General features: G+C 70.9%; 17 protein-coding genes and 1 pseudogene. 15 read left to right on the plus strand and 3 right to left on the minus strand.

Annotation, left to right across the window (positions count from 1 at the left end):
• Positions 1-29: 29 nt before the first annotated feature.
• Positions 30-1,295, plus strand: a complete 1,266-nt coding sequence (locus tag OG897_RS38765; protein ID WP_266664812.1) for a hypothetical protein — start codon at positions 30-32, stop codon at positions 1,293-1,295.
• Between the two features lie 273 nt (positions 1,296-1,568).
• Here the strand turns inward: OG897_RS38765 and OG897_RS38770 are convergent, their stop codons facing one another.
• Positions 1,569-2,561, minus strand: coding sequence for an ATP-binding protein (locus OG897_RS38770; RefSeq protein WP_266664814.1), 993 nt, complete (start codon positions 2,559-2,561; stop codon positions 1,569-1,571).
• Positions 2,562-2,673: 112 nt separating this feature from the next.
• Here OG897_RS38770 and OG897_RS38775 point away from each other — a divergent pair, with 112 nt between their 5' ends.
• Entirely contained in the window at positions 2,674-3,501 is an 828-nt protein-coding gene (locus OG897_RS38775) for an oxidoreductase (RefSeq protein WP_266664816.1), read from the plus strand.
• Positions 3,502-3,879: 378 nt separating this feature from the next.
• Here OG897_RS38775 and OG897_RS38780 read toward each other — a convergent pair whose 3' ends face one another.
• The gene (locus OG897_RS38780) at positions 3,880-4,728 is read right to left on the minus strand and encodes an HAD family phosphatase (protein ID WP_266664818.1); all 849 of its coding nucleotides are present in this window, start codon (positions 4,726-4,728) and stop codon (positions 3,880-3,882) included.
• 463 nt (positions 4,729-5,191) lie between these two features.
• Here OG897_RS38780 and ssd point away from each other — a divergent pair, with 463 nt between their 5' ends.
• The 7 genes and pseudogenes from ssd to OG897_RS38815 form a co-directional block, all read left to right on the plus strand.
• Positions 5,192-6,295: a septum site-determining protein Ssd gene (gene ssd / locus OG897_RS38785; RefSeq protein WP_266664820.1), complete on the plus strand. Its 1,104-nt coding sequence runs from the start codon at positions 5,192-5,194 to the stop codon at positions 6,293-6,295.
• Positions 6,292-7,443 (plus strand): TadA family conjugal transfer-associated ATPase, encoded by a 1,152-nt coding sequence (locus OG897_RS38790; RefSeq protein ID WP_266664822.1) that lies wholly within the window; start codon positions 6,292-6,294, stop codon positions 7,441-7,443. Before ssd ends, OG897_RS38790 begins: the two co-directional genes overlap by 4 nt.
• Positions 7,444-7,472: 29 nt before the next feature.
• The gene (locus tag OG897_RS38795; protein WP_266665043.1) at positions 7,473-8,303 is read left to right on the plus strand and encodes a type II secretion system F family protein; all 831 of its coding nucleotides are present in this window, start codon (positions 7,473-7,475) and stop codon (positions 8,301-8,303) included.
• Positions 8,300-9,088 (plus strand): type II secretion system F family protein, encoded by a 789-nt coding sequence (locus OG897_RS38800; protein ID WP_266664823.1) that lies wholly within the window; start codon positions 8,300-8,302, stop codon positions 9,086-9,088. Before OG897_RS38795 ends, OG897_RS38800 begins: the two co-directional genes overlap by 4 nt.
• A gap of 47 nt (positions 9,089-9,135) precedes the next feature.
• Positions 9,136-9,342, plus strand: a complete 207-nt coding sequence (locus OG897_RS38805; RefSeq protein ID WP_266665045.1) for a DUF4244 domain-containing protein — start codon at positions 9,136-9,138, stop codon at positions 9,340-9,342.
• A complete protein-coding gene (locus OG897_RS38810) occupies positions 9,329-9,712 on the plus strand; it encodes a TadE family type IV pilus minor pilin (protein ID WP_266664825.1) in 384 nt (127 codons plus the stop codon). Before OG897_RS38805 ends, OG897_RS38810 begins: the two co-directional genes overlap by 14 nt.
• Positions 9,709-10,032: pseudogene (locus OG897_RS38815) on the plus strand (Rv3654c family TadE-like protein); the annotation flags it as partial. The gene OG897_RS38810 and the pseudogene OG897_RS38815, both read left to right, overlap by 4 nt.
• A gap of 51 nt (positions 10,033-10,083) precedes the next feature.
• Here OG897_RS38815 and OG897_RS38820 read toward each other — a convergent pair.
• Entirely contained in the window at positions 10,084-12,462 is a 2,379-nt protein-coding gene (locus OG897_RS38820; RefSeq protein WP_266664827.1) for a DEAD/DEAH box helicase, read from the minus strand.
• A 163-nt stretch (positions 12,463-12,625) separates the two neighbouring features.
• Here OG897_RS38820 and OG897_RS38825 point away from each other — a divergent pair, with 163 nt between their 5' ends.
• From OG897_RS38825 to topA, 6 genes are all read left to right on the plus strand, one after another.
• Positions 12,626-12,979 carry an STAS domain-containing protein gene (locus tag OG897_RS38825; RefSeq protein ID WP_189826890.1) on the plus strand — a complete coding sequence of 118 codons (354 nt, stop codon included), beginning with the start codon at positions 12,626-12,628 and terminating at the stop codon, positions 12,977-12,979.
• A 116-nt stretch (positions 12,980-13,095) separates the two neighbouring features.
• On the plus strand, positions 13,096-13,545 hold the full coding sequence (locus tag OG897_RS38830; RefSeq protein ID WP_266664830.1) for an ATP-binding protein: 450 nt from the start codon (positions 13,096-13,098) through the stop codon (positions 13,543-13,545).
• Between the two features lie 183 nt (positions 13,546-13,728).
• The gene (locus tag OG897_RS38835; protein ID WP_266664832.1) at positions 13,729-16,200 is read left to right on the plus strand and encodes a sodium-translocating pyrophosphatase; all 2,472 of its coding nucleotides are present in this window, start codon (positions 13,729-13,731) and stop codon (positions 16,198-16,200) included.
• 224 nt (positions 16,201-16,424) lie between these two features.
• Entirely contained in the window at positions 16,425-16,946 is a 522-nt protein-coding gene (locus OG897_RS38840; protein ID WP_266664834.1) for a small secreted protein, read from the plus strand.
• 124 nt (positions 16,947-17,070) lie between these two features.
• Positions 17,071-18,621, plus strand: a complete 1,551-nt coding sequence (locus OG897_RS38845; protein ID WP_266664836.1) for a methyltransferase — start codon at positions 17,071-17,073, stop codon at positions 18,619-18,621.
• Between the two features lie 766 nt (positions 18,622-19,387).
• Positions 19,388-22,222, plus strand: a complete 2,835-nt coding sequence (topA, locus tag OG897_RS38850; protein ID WP_266664838.1) for a type I DNA topoisomerase — start codon at positions 19,388-19,390, stop codon at positions 22,220-22,222.
• Positions 22,223-22,308: the final 86 nt, after the last annotated feature.

Here is a 22,308-nt window from a genome sequence, read left to right on the forward strand (position 1 = left end):
CAGATCAGACCAAGAAAGAGGGTGGGCGGATGATGGCCGCCACGAAGAGAGCCACCTTCGGCGTCACCGCCGCCGCACTGTCCCTGGCCGCCCTCGCCGGTTGCTCGGGCCAGGAGTCACCGGCGAAGGAGGGCTCCCACGGTGCGAAGAAGGCCCCGGCCGCCGCCCCCAAGAGCCCGGTCCGTCTGATCGGCGACGGCTCGACCGCGTACACGGGACTCCAGCCGCTCCAGCCCGTACCGAAGAAGCTGGCGCCCGGCGAGAAGCCGCCGCAGTTCGTGGTCTTCTCCTGGGACGGCGCGGGCGAGGACAGCCAGCGGCTCTTCTCCCACTTCCGCAAGGTGGGGCAGAAGTACGACGCGAAGATGACGTACTTCCTCAGCGGCGTCTACCTCCTGCCCGAGGGCAGGAAGGACCTGTACAACCCGCCGCAGCACTCGGCGGGCCGCTCCGACATCGGCTTCAACGACGTCAAGGGAATCAGGGACACCGTGGAGCAGATCCGCGGCGCCTGGTTCGAGGGCAACGAGATCGGCACCCACTTCAACGGCCACTTCTGCGGCAAGGACGGCGGAGTCGGCACCTGGTCGAAGGACGAGTGGAAGAGCGAGATCGCCCAGGCCAAGTCCTTCGTCAAGAACTGGAAGTCCAACGCGGCCCTCAAGGACGTCAAGCCGCTGCCCTTCGACTACGAGAAGGAACTCGTCGGCGCCCGCACCCCCTGCCTGGAGGGCCGCAAGAACTTCATGCGCGCCGCTTCCGAGATGGGCTTCCGCTACGACACCAGCGGCGTCAACGACCAGATCTGGCCCGAGAAGCAGGGCAAGCTCTGGGATCTGTCGATGCAGCTGGTGCCGGTGCCGGGGCGGGCCTTCCAGACCCTCTCCATGGACTACAACTTCTACATGAACCAGTCGGGCGCGACCCGTGGTGACGAGGACAGGCACGCGTACTGGGGAGACCAGATGCGCGACGGCCTGGTGCAGGCATTCGAGCGTTCGTACAAGGGCAACCGCGCTCCGCTGATCATCGGCAACCACTTCGAGTCCTGGAACGGCGGCACGTACATGCGTGCCATCGAGGAGACCATCAAGACGGTCTGCACCCAGCGCGACGTGAAGTGCGTCTCCTTCCGCCAGCTCGCGGACTGGCTGGACACCCAGGACCCGCAGGTCCTGGCCAAGCTCCGCACCCTGAAGGTCGGCCAGCCCCCGAAGCCGGACTGGCCCACCTTCCTGAACCCGGCCACCCCCGCCCGACCCGCGACACACGCCCCGGGGACCGCACAGCACTGATCCCCTGTCTGGCCTGCGCGGGCCGAGCGACACTGACGGTCTCCGGCCTACGCCGGTTGGACGGCGCCGACCGCCAGGCGCTCGTCGAGGACGAAGGCCGGGTCGACCTGGGCAGCCAGGGCAGAGCCGCCGTCTGCGCCCCTCGCACCGTTCGGCGCCTGGGGCGCCTCTCGGGCTTCGGGGCGCCGCGCCGGACTCCGTCCGTCGGTCCGCTGTCGGTGTGCGCGGGCAGGGTGCGGGTCCGGCCGCACCGCGTGTCGGCCGCTGGGGCGGCTACGCCGGTTGGGTGGCGCCGACCGCCAGGCGTTCGTCGAGGACGAAAGCCGGGTCGACCTGGGCAGCCAGGTCGGCGCCGGTCTTCGCGTTTCCCCAGCTCTCCGCGTTCTTCAGGTGGAAGTGCACCATCTGGCGGGTGTACCGCTCCCAGTCGCGGTGCGCGTAGCTGTCCTCGGCGGCGTCCTGGAGGGTCTGGAGGGCGAGACGGTTGTCCGCCTCCAGGAGCTCGAAGCGGGAGGGGCGGCCCTTCTCCATGGCCCGTACCCAGTCCGAGTGGCCCATCGTGACGAGCAGGTCGTCGCCCACCTCGTCGCGCAGGAACTCCAGGTCGTCCGGGCCCTGCACCTTGTTGCCGACGACCTTCAGCGCGATGCCGTAGTCCCGCGCGTACTCCTTGTACTGGCGGTAGACGGAGACGCCCTTGCGGGTCGGTTCGGCCACCAGGAACGTCATGTCGAAGCGGGTGAACATGCCCGACGCGAACGAGTCCGAGCCCGCCGTCATGTCGACCACCACGTACTCGTCGGGGCCGTCGAGCAGGTGGTTCAGGCACATCTCGACCGCGCCGACCTTGGAGTGGTAGCAGGCCACGCCGAGGTCGGACTCGGTGAACGGGCCCGTCGCCATCAGCCGGACCTCGCCGTCGTCGAGGGCCACCGGACGCGCGCAGGCGTCGTACACCGGGTTGTCCTCGCGGACCCGCAACAGACGGGAGCCCTCGCCGGGCGGGGTCGTCTTGATCATCGTCTCGGCGGAGGCGATGCGGGGGTTGGTGCCGCGCAGGTAGTCCTTGATGAGAGGGAGGTGCGCACCCATGGCGGGCATCGCGGCGGACTCGTCCTCGCTGAGGCCGAGCGCAGCGCCCAGGTGCTGGTTGATGTCGGCGTCGACGGCGACGACCGGGGCCTCGTTGGCCGTGAGGTGGCGGATGAACAGCGAGGACAGCGTGGTCTTGCCACTGCCGCCCTTCCCGACGAAAGCGATCTTCATGTTCACCAAGAGTAGGTGAATGAATGCGGTGCGTGTGCAATTGAAGTGAAGAAGACCACTCCAAGGTGGGGCGGGAGGGGGCGCGGCGGAACGGTGCGTACGCTCCTTACTTATGAGTACGAACGCTGATCCGCTCGCGGCGCTGGGCGCCCTGCCCGGCGTGCCCGAGGCCGTGGGTTCCGTACGCAAGGCCGTGGACCGGGTGTACGGGCACCGCGTCATGCGACGTAGGAGCAACGCGGTCACCGGGGAGGCGGCGCTGCGCGGTTCGCGCGGCTCGGCGGCGCTCTCGGGTGCGGACTGGGCACTGGAAGAGGTGCGGCGGCGTACCGACTTCAGCGGTGACGACGAGGCGCGGGTGGTCGGCGGGGCGCTGCGGCTGACGGCCGAAGCCGGTCAGCTCCTGTCCATCTGGCGGCAGTCGCCGGTACGGGTGCTGGCCCGACTGCACCTGGTGGCTGCCGGTGGCGCGGGGGTCGAGGACGAGCTGGTGGGGCGGCCGAGGCTGGCCGGGGAGCCGGTCGACGAACCGCTGATCGAGCTGCCGCTGCCGAGTGCGAGCGAGGTCGCGGGGCGGCTGGAAGGGCTGTCGCAGCTGATCATCGCCGGTGGTGCGGCCGCTCCGGCGCTGGTGACGTCGGCGGTTGTGCACGGCGAGCTGCTCGCGCTGCGGCCGTTCGGCTCGCACAACGGGCTCGTCGCGCGTGCCGCCGAACGCATCGTGCTGATCAACAGCGGACTCGACCCGAAGTCGGTCTGCCCGGCCGAGGTCGGCCACGCGGAACTGGGGCGCGCGGAGTACGTCGCCGCTCTGGAGGGATACGTGTCCGGTACGCCGGAGGGCGTCGCGGCGTGGATCACGCACTGCGGGCGCGCCGCGGAACTCGGTGCGCGCGAGTCGATGGCGGTCTGCGAGGCGCTCCAGCGCGGCGCGGCCTGACGTGTCGGAACCCGGAGAACAAAGATGCGGCGGTACCGGAATCGGTACCGCCGCTGGCATGTCCGTCGAGTTACCAAGCGTCCTCGGATTTTTGCCCATCAGGTCGGGAACTTAGCCCGTGGCCTGGTGCGGCTGGCCCGTAATCGACGGGTCGACGTCGCGTGGGTGCTCGACTTTCATGCGCGGTCCGTGGGGCCGTCATGCGTAGCAGGTGATCCTCTCGGATGTCCTTGGTCTCGCGGGCCGTTGAATCCTTTGTACTCCCGTTCTCGGGGAAGCGGAACCCCTGGAAACGCTTCTTTACTTTTACTCTCAAATACGGGCAAAACATCCCGTGTGGCGTCGGGGCTGAGCAGTCGGGGCCGAGCAGAGGTGGACTCAGCCGGTGACGGCCGCCCGGCGGCGGCTCGCGTACCAGACGAGACCGGCGGTGGCGGCCGCCGCTCCCACTGCTGCCGCCGCCATCAGTGCGGGGCGCGGCGGCATGGAGAGGGTGGGCAGTCGCTGCTTGAGGCGGACGGGGCGGTTAAAGACGAGAATCGGCCATTCCCGGGCGGTCGCTTCGCGGCGCAGCGCTCGGTCCGGGTTGACCGCGTACGGATGGCCGACGGACTCCAGCATCGGCACGTCGGTCGCCGAGTCGCTGTACGCGAAACAGCGCGCCAGGTCGTATCCCTCGGAGGCGGCGAGTTCCTTGACGGCCTCCGCCTTGGTCGGGCCGTAGGCGTAGTACTCCACCTCTCCGGTGAAGCAACCGTCGTCACCGACGACCATCCGGGTGGCCACCACCCGGTCGGCGCCCAGCAGTTCACCGATCGGCTCGACCACCTCCGCGCCGGACGTCGAGACGATGACCACGTCCCGCCCGGCCGCGTGGTGCTCCTCGATGAGGGATGCGGCCTCGTCGTAGATGATCGGGTCGATCAGGTCGTGCAGGGTCTCGGCGACGATCTCCCGCACCTGCTGCACGTTCCAGCCTTTGCAGAGGGCGGAGAGGTATTCGCGCATCCCTTCCATCTGATCGTGGTCCGCGCCGCCCGCCAGGAAGACGAACTGTGCGTAGGCCGTTCGTAGAACGGCTCGGCGGTTGATCAGTCCGCCTTGGTAGAAGGACTTGCTGAAGGTCAGCGTGCTCGACTTCGCAATGACGGTCTTGTCCAGGTCGAAGAAGGCAGCGGTGCGGGGCAGCGAGTGGTTTTCCACGAGCCGAGCATAGAACCCCACCATTCGGCGTACGCTGGGGCGCGTGGGTTTGCCTGGGAAGGCTCTCGGGTACACCATGGAAGTCACGGATCGTTCGCGACCGTGCTACCCCGGTTCGGCTCCTCCCCCCCCGAGTCGAACCGTGGCAGACGACCCCCGCTCTCCCCCCCGGCGGGGGTCGTCGCATGTCCGGATGCTTTTTCGGGGCCCGTGGCGGCTCCTGATCCCTGTGCATCGTGCGACTCCTCTCTCCACGTTCGTGCGTCGGTGACACCTTCGTACCCACTCAACTCGTCACTCTGTGTAGTTGTTCCGTTCCCCTTGGAAGTCACTGGTATGGGTGAGTGGAATATTCACAACCGATGAGTTGTCCACAGTTTTCGAGCAAGATCCACATGATTTTCCGGATCGCTGCACGGTGATTCCCCACCGCGAACTTCGCGGATGTCGGAATCGCTTGAGATCGCAGTGAGAGGGGGCGGAGATCGTGGCTGGACCGATCACACCCGACCGCTTGTCGGCCGCCGAGGCGGGGCGGGGCGGACCGTTGATCGTCACCGAGGATGTGGAACTCCTCGACGATCTGCTGAGATTGTGCGCCGCGGCCGGCGCGGAACCGGAAGTCCATCACGGAATCCCGGAACGGCAGGGGAGTTGGGAAGCGGCCCCGCTCGTGCTCGTCGGCGACGACGCGGCGGCGAGGGTACGCGGAGCGGTGCGCAGGCGCGGCGTCATGCTCGTCGGCCACGACCAGGACGACCCGCTCGTATGGCGGCGGGCGGTCGAGATCGGCGCGGACTACGTACTGCGGCTGCCCGACGCGGAGAACTGGCTCGTGAATCAGCTCGCCGACGCGGCGGAGGGCGTCGGCGGGCAGGCGCTCACCGTGGGCGTGATGGGCGGGCGCGGCGGAGCCGGTGCCTCCACCCTGGCGTGCGCCCTGGCCGTCACGGCGGCGCGCACAGGCCGCCGGACCATGCTCGTGGACGGTGACCCGCTCGGCGGCGGGCTCGACGTCCTGCTCGGCGGGGAAAGTGCCCAGGGCATGCGCTGGCCGGATTTCGCCGCCTCACGCGGCCGGGTCGCGAGTGCCGCCCTGGAGGAGTCGCTGCCCCGGCTGCACGACCTGAGGGTGCTCAGCTGGGACCGCAGCGACACGGTGGTGATCCCGCCCGAGGCGATGCGGGCGGTTCTGGCGGCGGCCCGGAGGTCCGGCGGAGTCGTCGTCGTGGACCTGCCGCGCCGGGTCGACGAGAGCGTCGCCGAGGCGCTCGCGCAGCTGGACCTGGGACTGCTGGTGGTGCCCGGCGAGCTGCGGGCGGTCGCCGCCGCGCGCCGCGTCGCGGCCAGCGCCTCGATGGTGCTGGGCGACCTGCGGACCGTCGTGCGCGGCCCGTACACGTCCGGTCTCGACGAGGAATGGGTGGCCAAGGCGCTCGACCTGCCTCTGGTGGGCGAACTCCCGGCCGAGCCCGGACTCTGGGAGGCGCTCGCGGACGGGGAACCTCCGGGCGGCAGCCCGCGCGGGCCGCTGGCCAGGTTCTGCACGGCCTTCTGGGAGCGGGCACTGGTCGGGGGTGCGTCCGGATGAGCGCGACCGTACTGCTGAACGCCGTGCGCCAACGGCTCGCGGAGTCCGGGGCCGAGCCGACGCCCGCCAGGGTGGCTGCCGCGCTGCGGGCCCAGGGAAGGCTGCTGGGCGACGCCGAAGTGCTCGGCGCGGCAGCCGAGTTGAGGAACGAGCTGGTGGGTGCGGGGCCGTTGGAGCCGCTGCTCGCCGACCCGGCGGTGACCGATGTGCTGGTCTCGGCGCCGGACCGGGTGTGGGTGGATCGCGGGGCGGGCCTGGAGCTGGCCGACGTGACCTTCGAGGACGCGGCCGCGGTACGCAGGCTGGCCCAGCGGCTCGCGGCCGTCGCCGGACGGCGGCTGGACGACGCCCGGCCCTGGGTGGACGCACGGCTGCCGGACGGGACGCGAATGCACGCCGTACTGCCGCCCGTGGCCGTCGGAGGGACCTGTCTGTCGCTGCGGGTGGTGCGGCCGAAGGCGTTCCGGCCGGAGGAACTGGTGGCGGCGGGGACGGTGCCGCCCGGCGGTGACGTGCTGCTGCGGGCGCTGGTCGAGGCCCGGCTGTCGTACCTGATCAGCGGAGGAACGGGGGCGGGCAAGACGACGTTGCTCTCGGCCCTGCTCGGGCTGGTGGGTCGGCGGGAGCGGATCGTTCTCGCAGAGGATTCGGCCGAGCTGCGGCCGGACCACCCGCACGTGGTGCGGCTGGAGTCCCGGCCCGCGAACCAGGAGGGGGCCGGACAGGTCACCTTGCGGGACCTGGTGCGTCAGGCGCTGCGGATGCGTCCCGACCGGCTGGTGGTCGGGGAAGTGCGCGGGGCCGAGGTGACGGAGCTGCTGGCAGCCCTCAACACGGGGCATGAGGGAGGCTCGGGCACTCTGCACGCGAACGCGGCGGCCCATGTCCCGGCCCGGCTTGAGGCGTTGGGGACGGCCGCCGGGCTCGACCGGGCCGCACTGCACAGCCAGGTGGCGGCCGCGCTGTCGGTGGTACTGCATCTCGTACGGGACCGGGACGGGCGGCGCAGGCTCGCCGAGATGCACGTCCTGGAACGGGACGCGGCGGGCCTGGTGGTGACCGTGCCCGCGCTGCGGTGGGATCCCGACGGGTTCGTACGGGAGCGGGGCTGGCCCCGGCTGCGCGAGCTGATCGGGGGTGCGTGGTGAGCCCGTGGGGGCCGACCGCGTACGCGGCGATGGTGTGCGCCGGAATGGCGGCCCGGCTGCTGGTCGGCGGGGAGCGGGGGTTGCGCAGGGCGCGGCTGGTGGTGGCCGGGAGCATGGCAGAGGACGCGCGTCCCGCGCCCTGGGAGCGGCTGTGGGCGCTCGTACGGGAACGGGGGCGGCCGGAGTGGCTGTGCCTGCCCGTGGCGGGCGTGGTGGCCGTACTGGGGGAGTCGGTGATTCCGCTGCTGTGCGGGGCGGTGGCCGTGCCCGTGGTCGGACGAGGGCTGCGGGCACGGGAGTCGGGGCGGGCGCGGGAGCGGCGAGGTGACCGGGTGATCGCGCTGTGCGGGGCGGTGAGCGGGGAACTGCGGGCCGGAAGCCAGCCGGGGCAGGCCCTGTTCGTCGCGGCGGCCGACACCGGGGGCCTCGGGGAAGCGGAGGCCGAGGTGCTGGCGGCGGCCCGGTTCGGGGGCGACGTGCCGACCGCGCTGCACAGGGCCGCGCGCGACCCGGGGGCGGAGGGGCTGGTCGGGGTCGCCGTGTGCTGGCAGGTGGCCGTGGGCAGCGGAGCGGGGCTCGCGGCCGGACTCGACCGGCTGGAGGCGGCGCTGCGGGCCGACCGGGAGCGAAGGGAACTGCTGCGGGCCCGGTTGTCCGGGGCCTGGTCGACGGTGGGACTGCTCGCACTGCTGCCGGTGGCGGGCGTGCTGATCGGGAGCGCGATGGGCGCGGACCCGCTGAGGGTGCTGCTGCACACGCCGTTGGGGCTCGGCTGCCTGGTGGCGGGCGGGTTGCTGGAGGCGGCGGGCCTGCTGTGGTCCCGTCGGATCGTACGGAGCGGAGAGGGGGAGGGTGCGTGAACGGGGACGTTGTCCACAGGCTGGGGGTAGTGGTGTCGGCCGCCGCGGCGGTGGGGTGTCTGGCTTTCGCGTTGGCCGGTAGGCGCCGGGAGCAGGAGTCCCGTCGGCGGCTCGTGACGCTGCTGGCGGTCGAGGCGGCGATGGCGGGACGGCGGCGCGGTGACTTCCGGGCCGGGGTGGCGTGGGCACGGGACTGGGGCGGCCCCCTGGCGGCTGTGGTGGCCGGGTACGTGCTGGTCGGAGGGGTGTGGGGGTGCCTCGCCGGGGCGATGGCCGGAGTCGGGGTGCGGAAGTGGCAGCGGGGCCGGAAGTCGAAAGGGGCCATGGCGGCGGAGGAGGCGGCCGCAGGTCGGCAACTGCCGCTGGCCGCGGACCTCTTGGCTGCCTGTGTGGCTGCGGGTGCCGGGCCGGGAGAGGCGGCGCGGGCGGTCGGGGAGTCGCTCGGCGGGCCGGTCGGGGAGCGGTTGGCCCGGGCGGCGGCGGAGCTGCGGCTCGGAGGTGAACCGGCCCAGGCGTGGGGTTGGTTGGGGGAGATACCCGGTGCTGCCGGGCTGGCCAGGTGTCTGGCCCGGAGCGGGGCCAGCGGGGCTCCGGCGGCAGGGCCGGTGGCCCGGATCGCGGACGGCCTCCGCGCGGAGCGGGCCCGCAGGGCCGAGGCCGGGGCGAATCGGGCGGCCGTGCTGATCGTCGTGCCGCTGTCGCTCTGCTTCCTGCCCGCCTTTCTGGTGGTGGGTGTGGTTCCGGTGGTGATCGGGCTGGCGGAGGGACTGCTGGCCGGTGGGTGAGTGACTCAAGTGACGTGAATATTCAGGAGGTTGAGATGGGAAAGCGGATGTGGGTGCAGGTGGTACGCGTGGTGGGAAGGGCGCGGACGAGGTTGCGCGGGACCGGGGACGCGGGGATGAGTACGTCCGAGTACGCGGTCGGGACGATCGCCGCCTGCGCCTTCGCGGCGGTGCTCTACAAGGTGGTCACCAGTGGCGCGGTCTCGGGGGCGTTGCAGGCGGCGGTGGAGAGGGCTCTCGATGTGCAGTTCTGAGGGGGAGCCGGGGGACCGCAGGCGTGCGGACCGGGGCTATGTGACCGCTGAGGCGGCGTTGGCGGTGCCGGTGCTGGTGCTCTTCGGGATGGCCCTGGTGTGGGCGCTGATGGCGGCCTCCGCGCAGATCCAGTGCGTGGACGCCGCCCGGGTGGGGGCGCGGGCGGCGGCCCGGCAGGAGCCGACGGCGGCCACCGAGGCGGCAGCCAGGCAGGCGGCGCCGGACGGGGCGAAGGTCGGGTTCCGGCGGGAGGGCGACCTGGTGCGGGTGGTGGTCGAGGCCCCCGCGCCGGGACCGGGTCCGCTGGGCATGACGCTGCGGGCCGAGGCGGTGGCGTTGGCGGAGGAGACGGTGGGGGTGGGGACGTGAGGACGACTGGTGGGAGAGGGGAACGCGGGTCGGCGACGGTGTCGGCACTGGGGGTGGTCGCCCTGCTCGGGGTGGTGTTCGCGGGGGTGCTGGCGATGGGCCAGGCGGTGGTCGCCCGGCACCGGGCCGGGGGCGGCGCGGACCTGGCCGTACTGGCGGCGGCCCAGGAGTGGGCGCGCGGGGAGCGGGCCGCCTGCGGGCGGGCGGCCGAAGTGGCTCGGGCCCAGGGAGTGCGGGTGGTGCGGTGTGCGCTGCGGGGCGAGGTGGCGGACGTCTCGGTGGAGGCGGGGGTGGGGCCGTACGAGGTGGTGGTGAGGGCGCGGGCGGGGCCGGGGCGAGGACCGGGGGACCCGGTGGGCCCCGGGGCGGGGTCAGGCAGATTCGGGGGCCGCGTCGAGGAGGGCGGTGAGGAGGCGGAGGGCGCCGCGTTTGTGGAGGGGGTCGTTGCCGTTGCCGCATTTCGGGGACTGGATGCAGGACGGGCAGCCCGCGTCGCACTCGCAGGAGGCGATGGCCTCGCGGGTGGCGGCGAGCCAGGCGCGGGCGGTGTGGAAACCGCGCTCGGCGAAGCCCGCGCCGCCCGGGTGGCCGTCGTAGACGAACACCGTGGGGAGCAGGGTGTCGGGGTGGAGTGGGATGGAGACGCCGCCGATGTCCCAGCGGTCGCAGGTGGCGAAGAGGGGGAGGAGGCCGATGGCGGCGTGCTCGGCGGCGTGCAGGGCGCCCGGGAGGATCTCCGGGGTGAGGCGGGCCGTGTCGAGGTCGTCCTCGGTGAGGGTCCACCAGACGGCGCGGGTGCGGAGCTTGCGGGGCGGGAGGTCGAGTTTGGTCTCGCCGAGGACCTCGCCGGTGATCAGTTTGCGCCGCAGGAAGGAGACGACCTGGTTGGTGACCTCGACGGAGCCGTAGTGGAGGCGGGCCGTGCCCCAGGGGACGGTCTCGTCGGTGGAGAGGATCGAGATGGCGGTGGTGTCGCGGGCGGTCGTGGAATAGGGCGGACTGGCCTCCTCGACGAGGGCGGCGGAGTCCTCCAGGTCGAGGCGGCGGACCAGATAGGTGCGGCCCTGGTGGAGGTGGACCGCACCCTCGTGGACGGAGGCGTGGGCGGCCTCGGCGTCGACCGTGCCGAGCAGGCGGCCGGTGGACTCCTCGACGATCTGGACCGGGTTGCCGCCCCCGCCCCGGATGTCGGCCAGGTCGGCGGCCCGTTCGCGGCGGGTCCAGTACCAGGACGTGCCCCGGCGGCGCAGCAGGTTCGCCGCTTCGAGGGAGGGGAGGAGCGGTTCGGCGGCGGGGCCGAAGAGGGCGAAGTCGGATGTGGTGAGGGGGAGTTCGGCGGCGGCCGCGCAGAGGTGGGGGGCCAGGACGTAGGGGTTGTCGGGGTCGAGGACCGTGGATTCGACGGGCTGGTCGAAGAGGGCCTCGGGGTGGTGTGCGAGGTAGGTGTCGAGCGGGTCGTCGCGGGCGATCAGGATCGCGAGGGCACCCTCGCCGGAGCGGCCCGCGCGGCCCGCCTGCTGCCAGAGGGAGGCGCGGGTTCCGGGATAACCGGCGATCAGGACGGCGTCCAGGCCGGAGACGTCGATGCCGAGTTCGAGAGCGGTGGTGGCGGCCAGGCCGAGGAGCTCGCCGGAGTGCAGGGCCGCTTCGAGGGCCCGGCGTTCCTCGGGGAGATATCCGCCCCGGTAGGCGGCCACCCGGCGGGGGAGTGAGCGGTCGCTGTGGTCGGCGAGTCGCTCCTTGGCGATCAGGGAGATCAGCTCGGCCCCGCGACGGGATCGTACGAAGGCGACTGTGCGGATGTTGTGGAGAACCAGATCGGTGAGGAGGTCGGCGGTCTCGGCGGTCGCGGTGCGCCGGACAGGGGCGTTGTTCTCGCCGTGGAGCTCGGTGAGCGGGGGCTCCCAGAGGGCGAAGACCAGTTCGCCGCGGGGCGAGGCGTCGTCGGCGACCTCCTTGACCGGGAGGCCGGTCAGGCGGCCCGCGGCGACGGCCGGGTCGGCTGAGGTGGCCGAGGCGAGGAGGAAGACCGGGTTCGCGCCGTACCGCTCGCACAGGCGGCGCAGCCGTCGTACGACCTGGGCGACGTGCGAGCCGAAGACGCCCCGGTAGGTGTGGCACTCGTCGATGACGACGTAGCGCAGGGCCTTGAGGAAGGAGGACCAGCGGGGGTGGGAGGGCAGGATGCCGCGGTGCAGCATGTCCGGGTTGGTGAGGACCAGGTTGGCGTACTGGCGGACCCACTCGCGTTCCTCGACGGGGGTGTCGCCGTCATAGACGGCCGGGCGGACCGCGTTGCCCAGCGGGGCCGCCAGGGACCTCACCGCACGGCGCTGGTCGGCGGCCAGGGCCTTGGTGGGGGCCAGGTAGAGGGCGGTGGCCCCCCGGCCGTTGGGGGCCTCGGAGCCGTCCAGGAGGGCGCTGAGGACCGGGGCGAGGTAGGCGAGCGACTTGCCCGAGGCCGTTCCTGTGGCGATCACCACGGACTCGCCGTCCAGGGCGTGCTCGGCGGCCTGCGCCTGGTGGGTCCAGGGGTCCCGGATGCCCGCCGCTTCGATCGCCGCGATCACTTCGCTGCGGATCCGGTCCGGCCATACCGCATGGCTGCCCTCCCGCGCGGGCAAGTGCTCCGTATGAGTGACGCGAGCGGCCCGGCTCTCCCCTGCGGAGAGACGGGCGAGGACCTCGCCGGGAGACGGGCCTGCGGCCCTGCTCTGGGGAGGTCGTCCGGGACGGGGATTCTTGGCCATCACCGCCGAGTGTGTCACTGGCGTGACGGACAATGGTCTCAAGGCGTCGTGCTCGCCTGCTGGTAAGTGATTGAATGCGTTTCGCGGCTGGCGTTCCGTCCTCTGGCTCCGCCGGGGAGACCTCAGGGGGGCGGCCGCTCGATAGCAAGGTGCTGGAGGATCCGTGGACCTGTCCCTGTCGACTCGCAACGTGAACGGCCCCAACGGCGACCGTACGGTCGTCGAGGTCGGTGGCGAGATTGATGTGTATACCGCGCCCAAGCTGCGCGAGCAGTTGGTCGAGTTGGTGAACGACGGCAGCTATCACCTGGTTGTCGACATGGAAGCCGTGGACTTCCTCGACTCCACCGGGCTCGGCGTGCTTGTGGGCGGACTGAAGCGTGTGCGTGCCCACGAGGGCTCGCTGCGCCTGGTCTGCAACCAGGAGCGCATTCTCAAGATCTTCCGGATCACCGGACTGACCAAGGTGTTCCCGATCCACACGACGGTCGACGAGGCCGTCGCGGCGGCCGACTGACGCCTGCCGGTCCGCCGGAAGTGAACAACAAGCTCAGAGCAGTACAGCGCGGGGTGCCGGGCCTCACCGCCCGGTCCCTCGCGGATGCACGCCCGTACGTCCGAGGGGGATGCGCAATGGCCACCGTGGAACTCCGTTTCAGCGCCCAGCCCGAGCACGTCAGGACGGCCCGCCTCGTGGCGGCCGCCGTGGCGCGTCGGGCCGGGGTCGACGAGGCGGTGCTGGACGAGGTCCGGCTCGCGGTGGGTGAGGCGTGCTCCCGGGCCGTGGGCCTGCACCGTACGAACAACATCGTGGCACCGGTCAAGGTGGCGCTGACCGAGGAGGAGAAGACCTTCTCCATCGAGGTCAGCGACGAGGTGCCGGCGCCCGTCGGTTCGGTCCCCGGTGCGCGTAGCGCGCCGGAGGCGGGGCCGCGCGCGGTGGATCTCGAAGCGGACGGCGAGGACGACATGGGTCTCGCCGTCATCAGCGGACTCGTCGACGACCTGGAAGTCCTCGGCGGGGAAAGCGGCGGTTCGATCCGTATGAGCTGGCCGACCGCTTCCGCGGTGGTAATGCCCTGAAAGCATTTCCCTGTCGGGTGCAGTCGTCATTGATATTCGTGAGGCCCTGCTGAGCAGGGCCTTTCGTTTTTTCCGGGCCGCTTCAAAATCATTTTCGGAGATCAATTCTGCGGCGGTCTGTTGAGATCAGCTTCCGCTCCCTAGAATCCGTCCATCTTGAGCTCCGCGCGTCAAGGAGGACGAATGGCGGGACCTTTCAACTCCCCACAGTCCGAACACTTCTCGAACCTCGCGGTTTCACTCACCGACAACAACCGGCTCATCGTGATCGTCATCGCCGCCGTCGCGATCGCCGCACTGATCGTCGCCCGGCTGCTGGTGCGTCAGGTCCTGGCGGCCGACGAGGGCACCGACTCCATGAAGGAGATCGCCGCCGCCGTACAGGAGGGCGCAAACGCCTATCTGATGCGGCAGTTGCGCACTCTGGGGATCTTCGCGGTAGTGGTGGTATTCCTGTTGCTGCTGCTACCGGCGGACAACACCTCGCAGCGGATAGGGCGTTCGCTGTTCTTCCTCGTGGGCGCGGTGTTTTCCGCAGCCACCGGATACATCGGGATGCGCCTCGCGGTGCGCAGTAATGTGCGGGTGGCGGCTGCCGCGCGCGAAGCGACTCCCGCACAGGGTGAGCCGGAAAAGGATCTCAAAACCGTTTCGCACAAAGCGATGAAGATCGCATTTCGCACGGGTGGCGTCGTCGGAATGATCACCGTGGGCCTCGGCCTGCTCGGTGCGGCCGTCGTCGTCCTCGTGTACGCCGATCACGCGCCCAAGGTCCTGGAGGGCTTCGGCCTGGGAGCCGCCCTCATCGCGATGTTCATGAGGGTCGGCGGCGGCATCTTCACCAAGGCCGCCGACGTCGGCGCCGACCTGGTCGGCAAGGTGGAAAAGGGCATTCCGGAAGACGATCCGCGCAATGCCGCGACCATCGCCGACAACGTGGGCGACAACGTCGGCGACTGCGCGGGCATGGCGGCCGACCTCTTCGAGTCGTACGCCGTCACGCTCGTCGCCGCGCTGATCCTGGGCATGGCGGCCTTCGGCGACGCGGGGCTCACGTTCCCGCTGATCGTTCCCGCGATCGGCGTGATCACCGCCATGATCGGCATCTTCGCCGTCGCACCCCGGCGCACCGACCGCAGCGGCATGACCGCGATCAACCGGGGATTCTTCATCTCCGCCGTGATCTCGCTGGTGCTGGTCGCCGTGGCAGTGTTCGTCTACCTGCCGTCCTCGTACCGGGAACTCGACGGCGTCGCGGACGAGGCCGTGCTCGGGCACGGCGGCGACCCGCGGCTGCTGGCGCTCGTCGCGGTCGCCATCGGCATCGTGCTGGCCGCGCTGATCCAGCAGCTCACGGGGTACTTCACCGAGACGACCAGGCGGCCGGTCCGCGACATCGGCAAGTCGTCGCTGACCGGACCCGCGACCGTGGTCCTGGCCGGGATCTCGATCGGGCTGGAATCCGCCGTGTACACCGCGCTGCTCATCGGGCTCGGCGTGTACGGAGCGTTCCTGCTCGGCGGTACGTCGATCATCCTGGCCCTGTTCGCGGTCGCGCTGGCCGGGACCGGGCTGCTCACCACGGTCGGCGTCATCGTCGCCATGGACACCTTCGGACCGGTCTCCGACAACGCGCAGGGCATCGCCGAGATGTCCGGCGACGTGACGGGCGCCGGCGCGCAGGTGCTCACCGACCTGGACGCCGTCGGCAACACCACCAAGGCCATCACCAAGGGCATCGCCATCGCCACGGCCGTGCTCGCCGCCGCCGCGCTCTTCGGCTCGTACCGGGACGCCATCCTGGGCGCGGCCAGGAAGGCGGGCCTGGTGACCGGCGGTGAGGGCACTCCGGTCAACCTCTCCATGGACATCTCGCAGCCCAACAACCTGGTCGGGCTGATGCTCGGCGCCGCGGTCGTCTTCCTCTTCTCGGGGCTGGCGATCAACGCGGTGTCCAGGTCGGCGGGGGCCGTTGTCCACGAGGTGCGGCGGCAGTTCCGCGAGCACCCCGGGATCATGGACTACACGGAGAAGCCCGAGTACGGGCGGGTCGTCGACATCTGCACGAAGGACGCGCTGCGCGAGTTGGCGACGCCAGGACTGCTGGCCGTCATGGCCCCGATCGCCGTCGGCTTCACCTTCGGCGTGGGCGCGCTCGGCGCGTATCTCGCCGGGGCGATCGGCGCGGGCACGTTGATGGCGGTCTTCCTCGCGAACTCCGGAGGGGCCTGGGACAACGCCAAGAAGCTCGTCGAGGACGGGCACCACGGCGGCAAGGGCAGCGAGGCGCACGCCGCGACGGTGATCGGCGACACGGTGGGCGACCCCTTCAAGGACACCGCGGGCCCGGCCATCAACCCGCTGCTGAAGGTGATGAACCTGGTGGCGCTGCTGATCGCACCCGCCGTGGTCCAGTACAGCTTCGGCGTCGACGCCAGTCCGTGGGTGCGGGCCGTCGTCGCGGTGATCGCCTTCGGCGTGATCGTCGGTGCGGTGTACGTGTCCAAGCGGCGCGGCATCGTGATGGGCGACGAAGCGGGGGGCGAGTCCGGTGGCGGAGGAGTCGGTGACGGATCGGCCGGTGGTGACGAAGGCAACTCGGCTACCGTTCCGGCGCAGTCCGAGCCGTCCGTGACGACGAAGGCGGTGCCGTAGGGAAGAGACGTAACGGCTGGTCAGGGAGCGGGCGGGCGGCGCGGATTGACGCGCGGGCCGCCCGCTTCGGCGTATGCGCGGAAAGGGGGCGTGAGGGGGCTCGCGCACGGCGCACTCTTGGTGCAAATGGCTTCAATGCCGGATGAATGGGAAGCACGGCACGCGGCGGTAGGCCACTTGGCGTGTATGTTCCGGGGCCGAGAACCTTGGAAGGGACCAATCCGGTGAACAAGAAGCTTGCGGCCGTGCTGTCCGGCGGTGCGGTACTCGTGATGATGACGACCCTCTCGGGCTGCGGTGACGACGCCGAGGACAAGGCCAAGGAATGGTCCAAGACCTACTGCCCCAAGGAGAAGGCGGCCGTCGAGAAGAGCACCAAGGCCGAGAAGCTGATCAGCTCGGTCGCCGCCGACGGCAAGCCCGAAGAGCTCAAGAAGGTCGATGTCCAGGCGTTCCAGATGTACGGCGACGCCGCCCGGGACCGGATCAAGGCCCTGAAGGAGGCCGGGATTCCGCCCGTCAAGGACGGTGAGCGCGACCACAAGGAAATGATCAAGAACCTGGACGCCAAGGCCAAGGCGTACGACGAGCTGAAGAAGCAGGCGGAGGCCCTGGACCCGGCGTCGAAGGAGTTCCCGAAGGCGCTCGACAAGATCGGCGCGGACCTCGGCAAGGCGGACAAGCTGCCCGCGCCGAAGATCTTCTGCCCGAGCTCGAACGCGGGGGCGACGACGAACCCGGTGTAAGCCCTGTGGGGCTCGTGGGACTGGAGGGCTCTTCTGTGATCCCTGGTAGGTCCTGCGGGCCCGTGACCGGGGCAGGGGCCGTGGGCGTACCGCGATTGTCAGAGGCAGCGGCGACAATGGCCGGGTGAGTCAGACCAGCCATTCCGCGCCCCTGCCCGAGTCCCTGCCCGCCGCCGGGAGTGCCGCCCGCCTCCGGGAGGCCCTGCTCGCGGCGGCCTTCACCGCCGACGGGCTGCTCGACCTCCTCGGCGCGCCCGCCTACAGCGCGCTGGCGCGCGGCGAGACCGTGCCCGCACTGCGTGCGACCAGGGGGGAGGGGTCGCTCGCGGCGTTGGTGCGGCTCTTCCTGCTCCAGGAGTCCGTGCCGGTCGACCGGGTCGCCGGTGTGCTCCCCGTGGACGTGTGCCTGGCCGACGCGTGGCTGGTCCGGGACGGTGAAGCGCTGCGGGCGACCGTCGACGTGCGGCCGTACGGCGGGGAGGACGGCCAGGACTGGTTCATCGTGTCCGACCTGGGGCGCGCGGTCGGCGGCGCGGGCGGTGCCGGGACCCGTCAGGAGGGCGTCGTGCTCGGCGTCGGCGGCGCGTCCACCACGCTCGCCGGAATCACCGTACGTACGCCTGTCGGCTCGGCCCTCGACCTCGGTACGGGGTCCGGAATCCAGGCATTGCACGCCGCGCAGCACGCGGTGCGGGTCACCGCCACCGACCTCAACCCCCGTGCGCTGGACTTCACCCGGCTGACCCTCGCCCTGTCCGGGGCGGCGGAGGCGGAGCTGGTGGAGGGGTCGCTGTTCGAGCCGGTGGGGGAGCACACTTATGACCTTGTTGTCTCGAATCCGCCGTTCGTGATCTCGCCGGGTGCGCGGCTGACGTACCGCGACGGCGGCATGGGCGGGGACGACCTGTGCCGGACGCTCGTCCAGGAGGCGGGGGAGCGGCTGAACGAGGGCGGGTACGCACAGTTTCTGGCCAACTGGCAGCACGTCGAGGGCGAGGACTGGAAGGACCGGATTCGTTCCTGGGTGCCGCGTGGGTGCGACGCGTGGATCGTGCAGCGCGAGGTCCAGGACGTGGCGCAGTACGCGGAGTTGTGGCTGCGGGACGGGGGCGACCACCGGACGGATCCGGCCGAGTACGCGGCGCGGTACGAGGCGTGGCTGGACGAGTTCGAGGCGCGGAAGACCGTGGGGGTGGGGTTCGGGTGGATCACCCTGCGGAAGTCGGCGGCGGCGTGGGACGAGCCTTCTGTGGTGGTGGAGGAGTGGCCGCATCCGGTGGAGCAGCCGTTGGGGGATGTCATCCGGCAGCACTTCGAGCTGCGGGACTATCTGCGGGCGCAGGACGACGCGGGGCTGTTGAGCGGGCACTTCGTGCTGGCCGATGAGGTCGTGCAGGAGCAGATCGGGGAGCCGGGGACCGAGGATCCGGAGTACGTGGTGCTCCGTCAGCACCGGGGGATGCGGCGGGCGACGCGGGTCGACACGGTGGGGGCGGGGTTTGCGGGGGTGTCGGACGGGTCGCTCAGTGCGGGGCAGATTCTGGATGCGATCGCGCAGTTGTTGGGGGAGGACGCGGTGGGGTTGAGGGAGCGGACTCCGGAGGCGATCCGGGGGCTGGTGGAGGAGGGGTTTTTGCTGCCCTTGCAGGGGGCTTGCGTGAACGTGCTCCGTTAGGGGCGCGGGGAACTGCGCGGCCAGCCCCCACGCGCCCGCACGTCCGAACCCCAAGCCTCGCGAGTTTAGGTGAAGGGTGGGGTCTCCCCTGCTCGAACGAAGTTGAGAGCTTGGGGAAGGGTCTGGGGCAGCCCGCCGCAGGCGCACCGGGGTGCGGCGCACCCATGGGGCGGGGTGACGGCGGGGGTGCTCCGGGGTGGGCCCGGAGCGAGGGGTGCCGCCCCCTTGCCCGCCCGTTCCGCCCCCGGGGGGCGGCCCCGCCGCCCAAGGGGGCTGGGGAAGCGGAGGGCGGAGCCCAAGGGGGCTAGGCGGAAGCGGAGCCCAAGGGGGCCGGGCGGAGGCGGAGCCTGAGGGGCTAGGCAAGGTGCTGCCCAAGGGGACTGGGCGGGAGCGGGGCCCGAGGGGCGAGGCGGAGGCGGGGCCCGAGGGGCGAGGCGGAGGCGGGGCCCGAGGGGGTTGGGTGGGGGTGGGAGGGGGAGGTGTTGCTGGTCAGGGGGGAGGGGGTGGTGGGGTGGGGGAGGGCTTGCTGGGGCTGCCCGGGAGGGGCCCGTACGGGGGCGGTGGGGTGGTCCGGGCGGCAGGAATGGCGATTGTCGGGTTACCGTCTCTCAGGTGGCCGTTGCGGGCTTTCGGGCTTTTGCCGTCTGACACGAGGACGGGATGTACCGTCACACTCCGCAGCGTTGCGCGTCAGGCCCGGCCCGTCCGGCGGACGCGTACGACCACGACTGTGATCACTGAGTGTCGACCGGAGAGAAGAGCCAAGTTGTCCCCGACCAGCGAGACCGCACAGGGCGGCCGCCGACTCGTCATCGTCGAGTCGCCTGCCAAGGCGAAGACGATCAAGGGCTACCTCGGCCCCGGATACGTAGTCGAGGCGAGCGTCGGGCACATTCGCGACCTCCCGAGCGGCGCAGCCGAGGTGCCCGACAAGTACACCGGTGAGGTACGCCGCCTCGGGGTCGACGTCGACAACGACTTCCAGCCCATCTACGTCGTGAACTCCGACAAGAAGGCGCAGGTCAAGAAGCTCAAGGACCTGCTGGCCGAGTCGGACGAACTCTTCCTCGCCACCGATGAGGACCGCGAGGGCGAAGCCATCGCGTGGCATCTGCAGGAAGTGCTGAAGCCCAAGGTTCCGGTGCACCGGATGGTCTTCCACGAGATCACCAAGGACGCGATCCGCGAGGCGGTGTCGAACCCGCGCGAGCTGAACAAGCCGATGGTCGACGCGCAGGAGACCCGGCGCATCCTCGACCGGCTGTACGGCTACGAGGTCTCGCCGGTCCTGTGGAAGAAGGTCATGCCGAAGCTTTCGGCGGGCCGGGTGCAGTCCGTCGCGACACGTCTCGTCGTCGCCCGGGAACGCGAGCGCATCGCTTTTCGTTCTGCTGAGTACTGGGACCTCACCGGTACGTTCTCCACCGGACGCACCGGGGACGCCTCCGATCCGTCCTCGCTGGTCGCCCGCCTGGCGACGGTCGACGGCAGGCGCGTCGCCCAGGGCCGTGACTTCAACGCGGCCGGACAACTGAAGAGCGACGTCCTGCACCTGGACGAGGCGAACGCCCGTGCCCTGGCCGCCGCCCTCGCCGACTCCTCCTTCGCGGTGCGCTCGGTCGAGTCCAAGCCGTACCGACGCTCGCCGTACGCCCCGTTCCGTACGACGACCCTCCAGCAGGAGGCGTCCCGCAAGCTCGGGTTCGGCGCGAAGTCCACGATGCAGGTGGCCCAGAAGCTGTACGAGAACGGCTTCATCACCTACATGCGTACGGACTCCACCACGCTGTCCGACACGGCGATCACCGCGGCCCGTGCCCAGGTGACCCAGCTGTACGGCGCCGCGTACCTGCCGGACAAGCCGCGCACGTATGCCGGGAAGGTCAAGAACGCGCAGGAGGCGCACGAGGCGATCCGCCCGTCGGGTGATCGTTTCCGCACCCCCGCCGAGACGGGTCTGGCCGGCGACCAGTTCAAGCTGTACGAGCTGATCTGGAAGCGGACCGTCGCCTCGCAGATGAAGGACGCGGTCGGGAATTCCGTGACCGTGAAGATCGCGGGTCAGGCATCCGACGGCCGTACCGCCGAGTTCTCGGCGTCCGGCAAGACGATCACCTTCCACGGCTTCATGAAGGCGTACGTCGAAGGTGCGGACGACCCGAACGCGGAGCTGGACGACCGGGAGCGGCGCCTGCCGCAGGTCGCCGAGGGCGACGCGCTGGCGGCCGAGGAGATCACGGTCGACGGCCACGCGACCAAGCCGCCCGCCCGCTACACCGAGGCTTCGCTGGTCAAGGAGCTGGAAGAGCGCGAGATCGGGCGTCCTTCGACGTACGCGTCGATCATCGGGACGATCCTGGACCGCGGGTACGTGTTCAAGAAGGGGACGGCTCTCGTCCCGTCGTTCCTGAGCTTCGCCGTGGTCAATCTGCTGGAGACGCACTTCGGGCGGCTCGTCGACTACGACTTCACCGCGCGGATGGAGGACGACCTCGACCGCATCGCACGGGGCGAGGCGAAGTCCGTGCCGTGGCTGAGGCGGTTCTACTTCGGTGAGGGCGAGGCGACGGGGGTCGCGTCCGACGCGGGCAATGGCGACGGGGACCACCTGGGTGGTCTCAAGGAGCTGGTGACGGACCTCGGCGCGATCGACGCGCGGGAGATCTCGTCCTTCCCGGTCGGCGACGGGATCGTGCTGCGGGTCGGCCGGTACGGGCCGTACATCGAGCGCGGTGAGAAGGACTCCGAGGGCCACCAGCGCGCCGACGTTCCGGACGACATGGCTCCGGACGAGCTGACCGTGGAGTACGCGGAGGAGCTGCTCGCCAAGCCGAGCGGTGACTTCGAGCTCGGGGCCGACCCAGAGACCGGGCGGCAGATTGTCGCCAAGGACGGGCGTTACGGGCCGTATGTGACGGAGATCCTGCCCGAGGGGACGCCGAAGACGGGGAAGAACGCGGTGAAGCCGCGGACCGCTTCGCTGTTCAAGTCCATGACGTTGGACACGGTGACGCTGGCTGACGCGTTGAAGCTGATGTCGTTGCCGCGTGTGGTGGGTGCCGATGCCGAGGGCGTCGAGATCACCGCGCAGAACGGGCGGTACGGGCCGTACCTGAAGAAGGGGACGGACTCGCGGTCGCTGGAGACCGAGGACCAGCTGTTCTCCATCACGGTGGAGGAGGCACTGGCGATCTACGCGCAGCCCAAGCAGCGCGGGCGGGCAGCCGCCAAGCCGCCGCTGAAGGAGCTCGGGACGGACCCGGTGAGCGAGCGGCCGGTCGTGGTCAAGGACGGTCGTTTCGGGCCGTACGTGACCGATGGCGAGACGAACGCGACGCTGAGGTCCGGCGACAGCGTGGAGGAGATCACTCCCGAGCGCGGGTACGAGCTGCTGGCGGAGAAGCGGGCGAAGGGGCCTGCGAAGAAGGTCGCCAAGAAGGCGGCGAAGAAGGCTCCGGCGAAGAAGGCCGCTGCGAAGAAGGTGGCGGCGAAGAAGACGGCTTCTTCTTCGGCTGAGGCGAAGAAGACTGCTGCTTCTCCGGCCAAGAAGGCTCCGGCGAAGAAGGCTCCGGCCAAGAAGGTGGCTTCCGCCTCGGAGTAGGCGCGAGGCCCTGGGGTGGGGCGGGGCCAGCACCGGGGCGGGGCGGGAGCGAGGGGTGCCGCCCCTTGCCCGCCCGTTCCGCCCCC

Source organism: Streptomyces sp. NBC_00237 (genome assembly GCF_026342435.1).
Classification (GTDB): domain Bacteria; phylum Actinomycetota; class Actinomycetes; order Streptomycetales; family Streptomycetaceae; genus Streptomyces.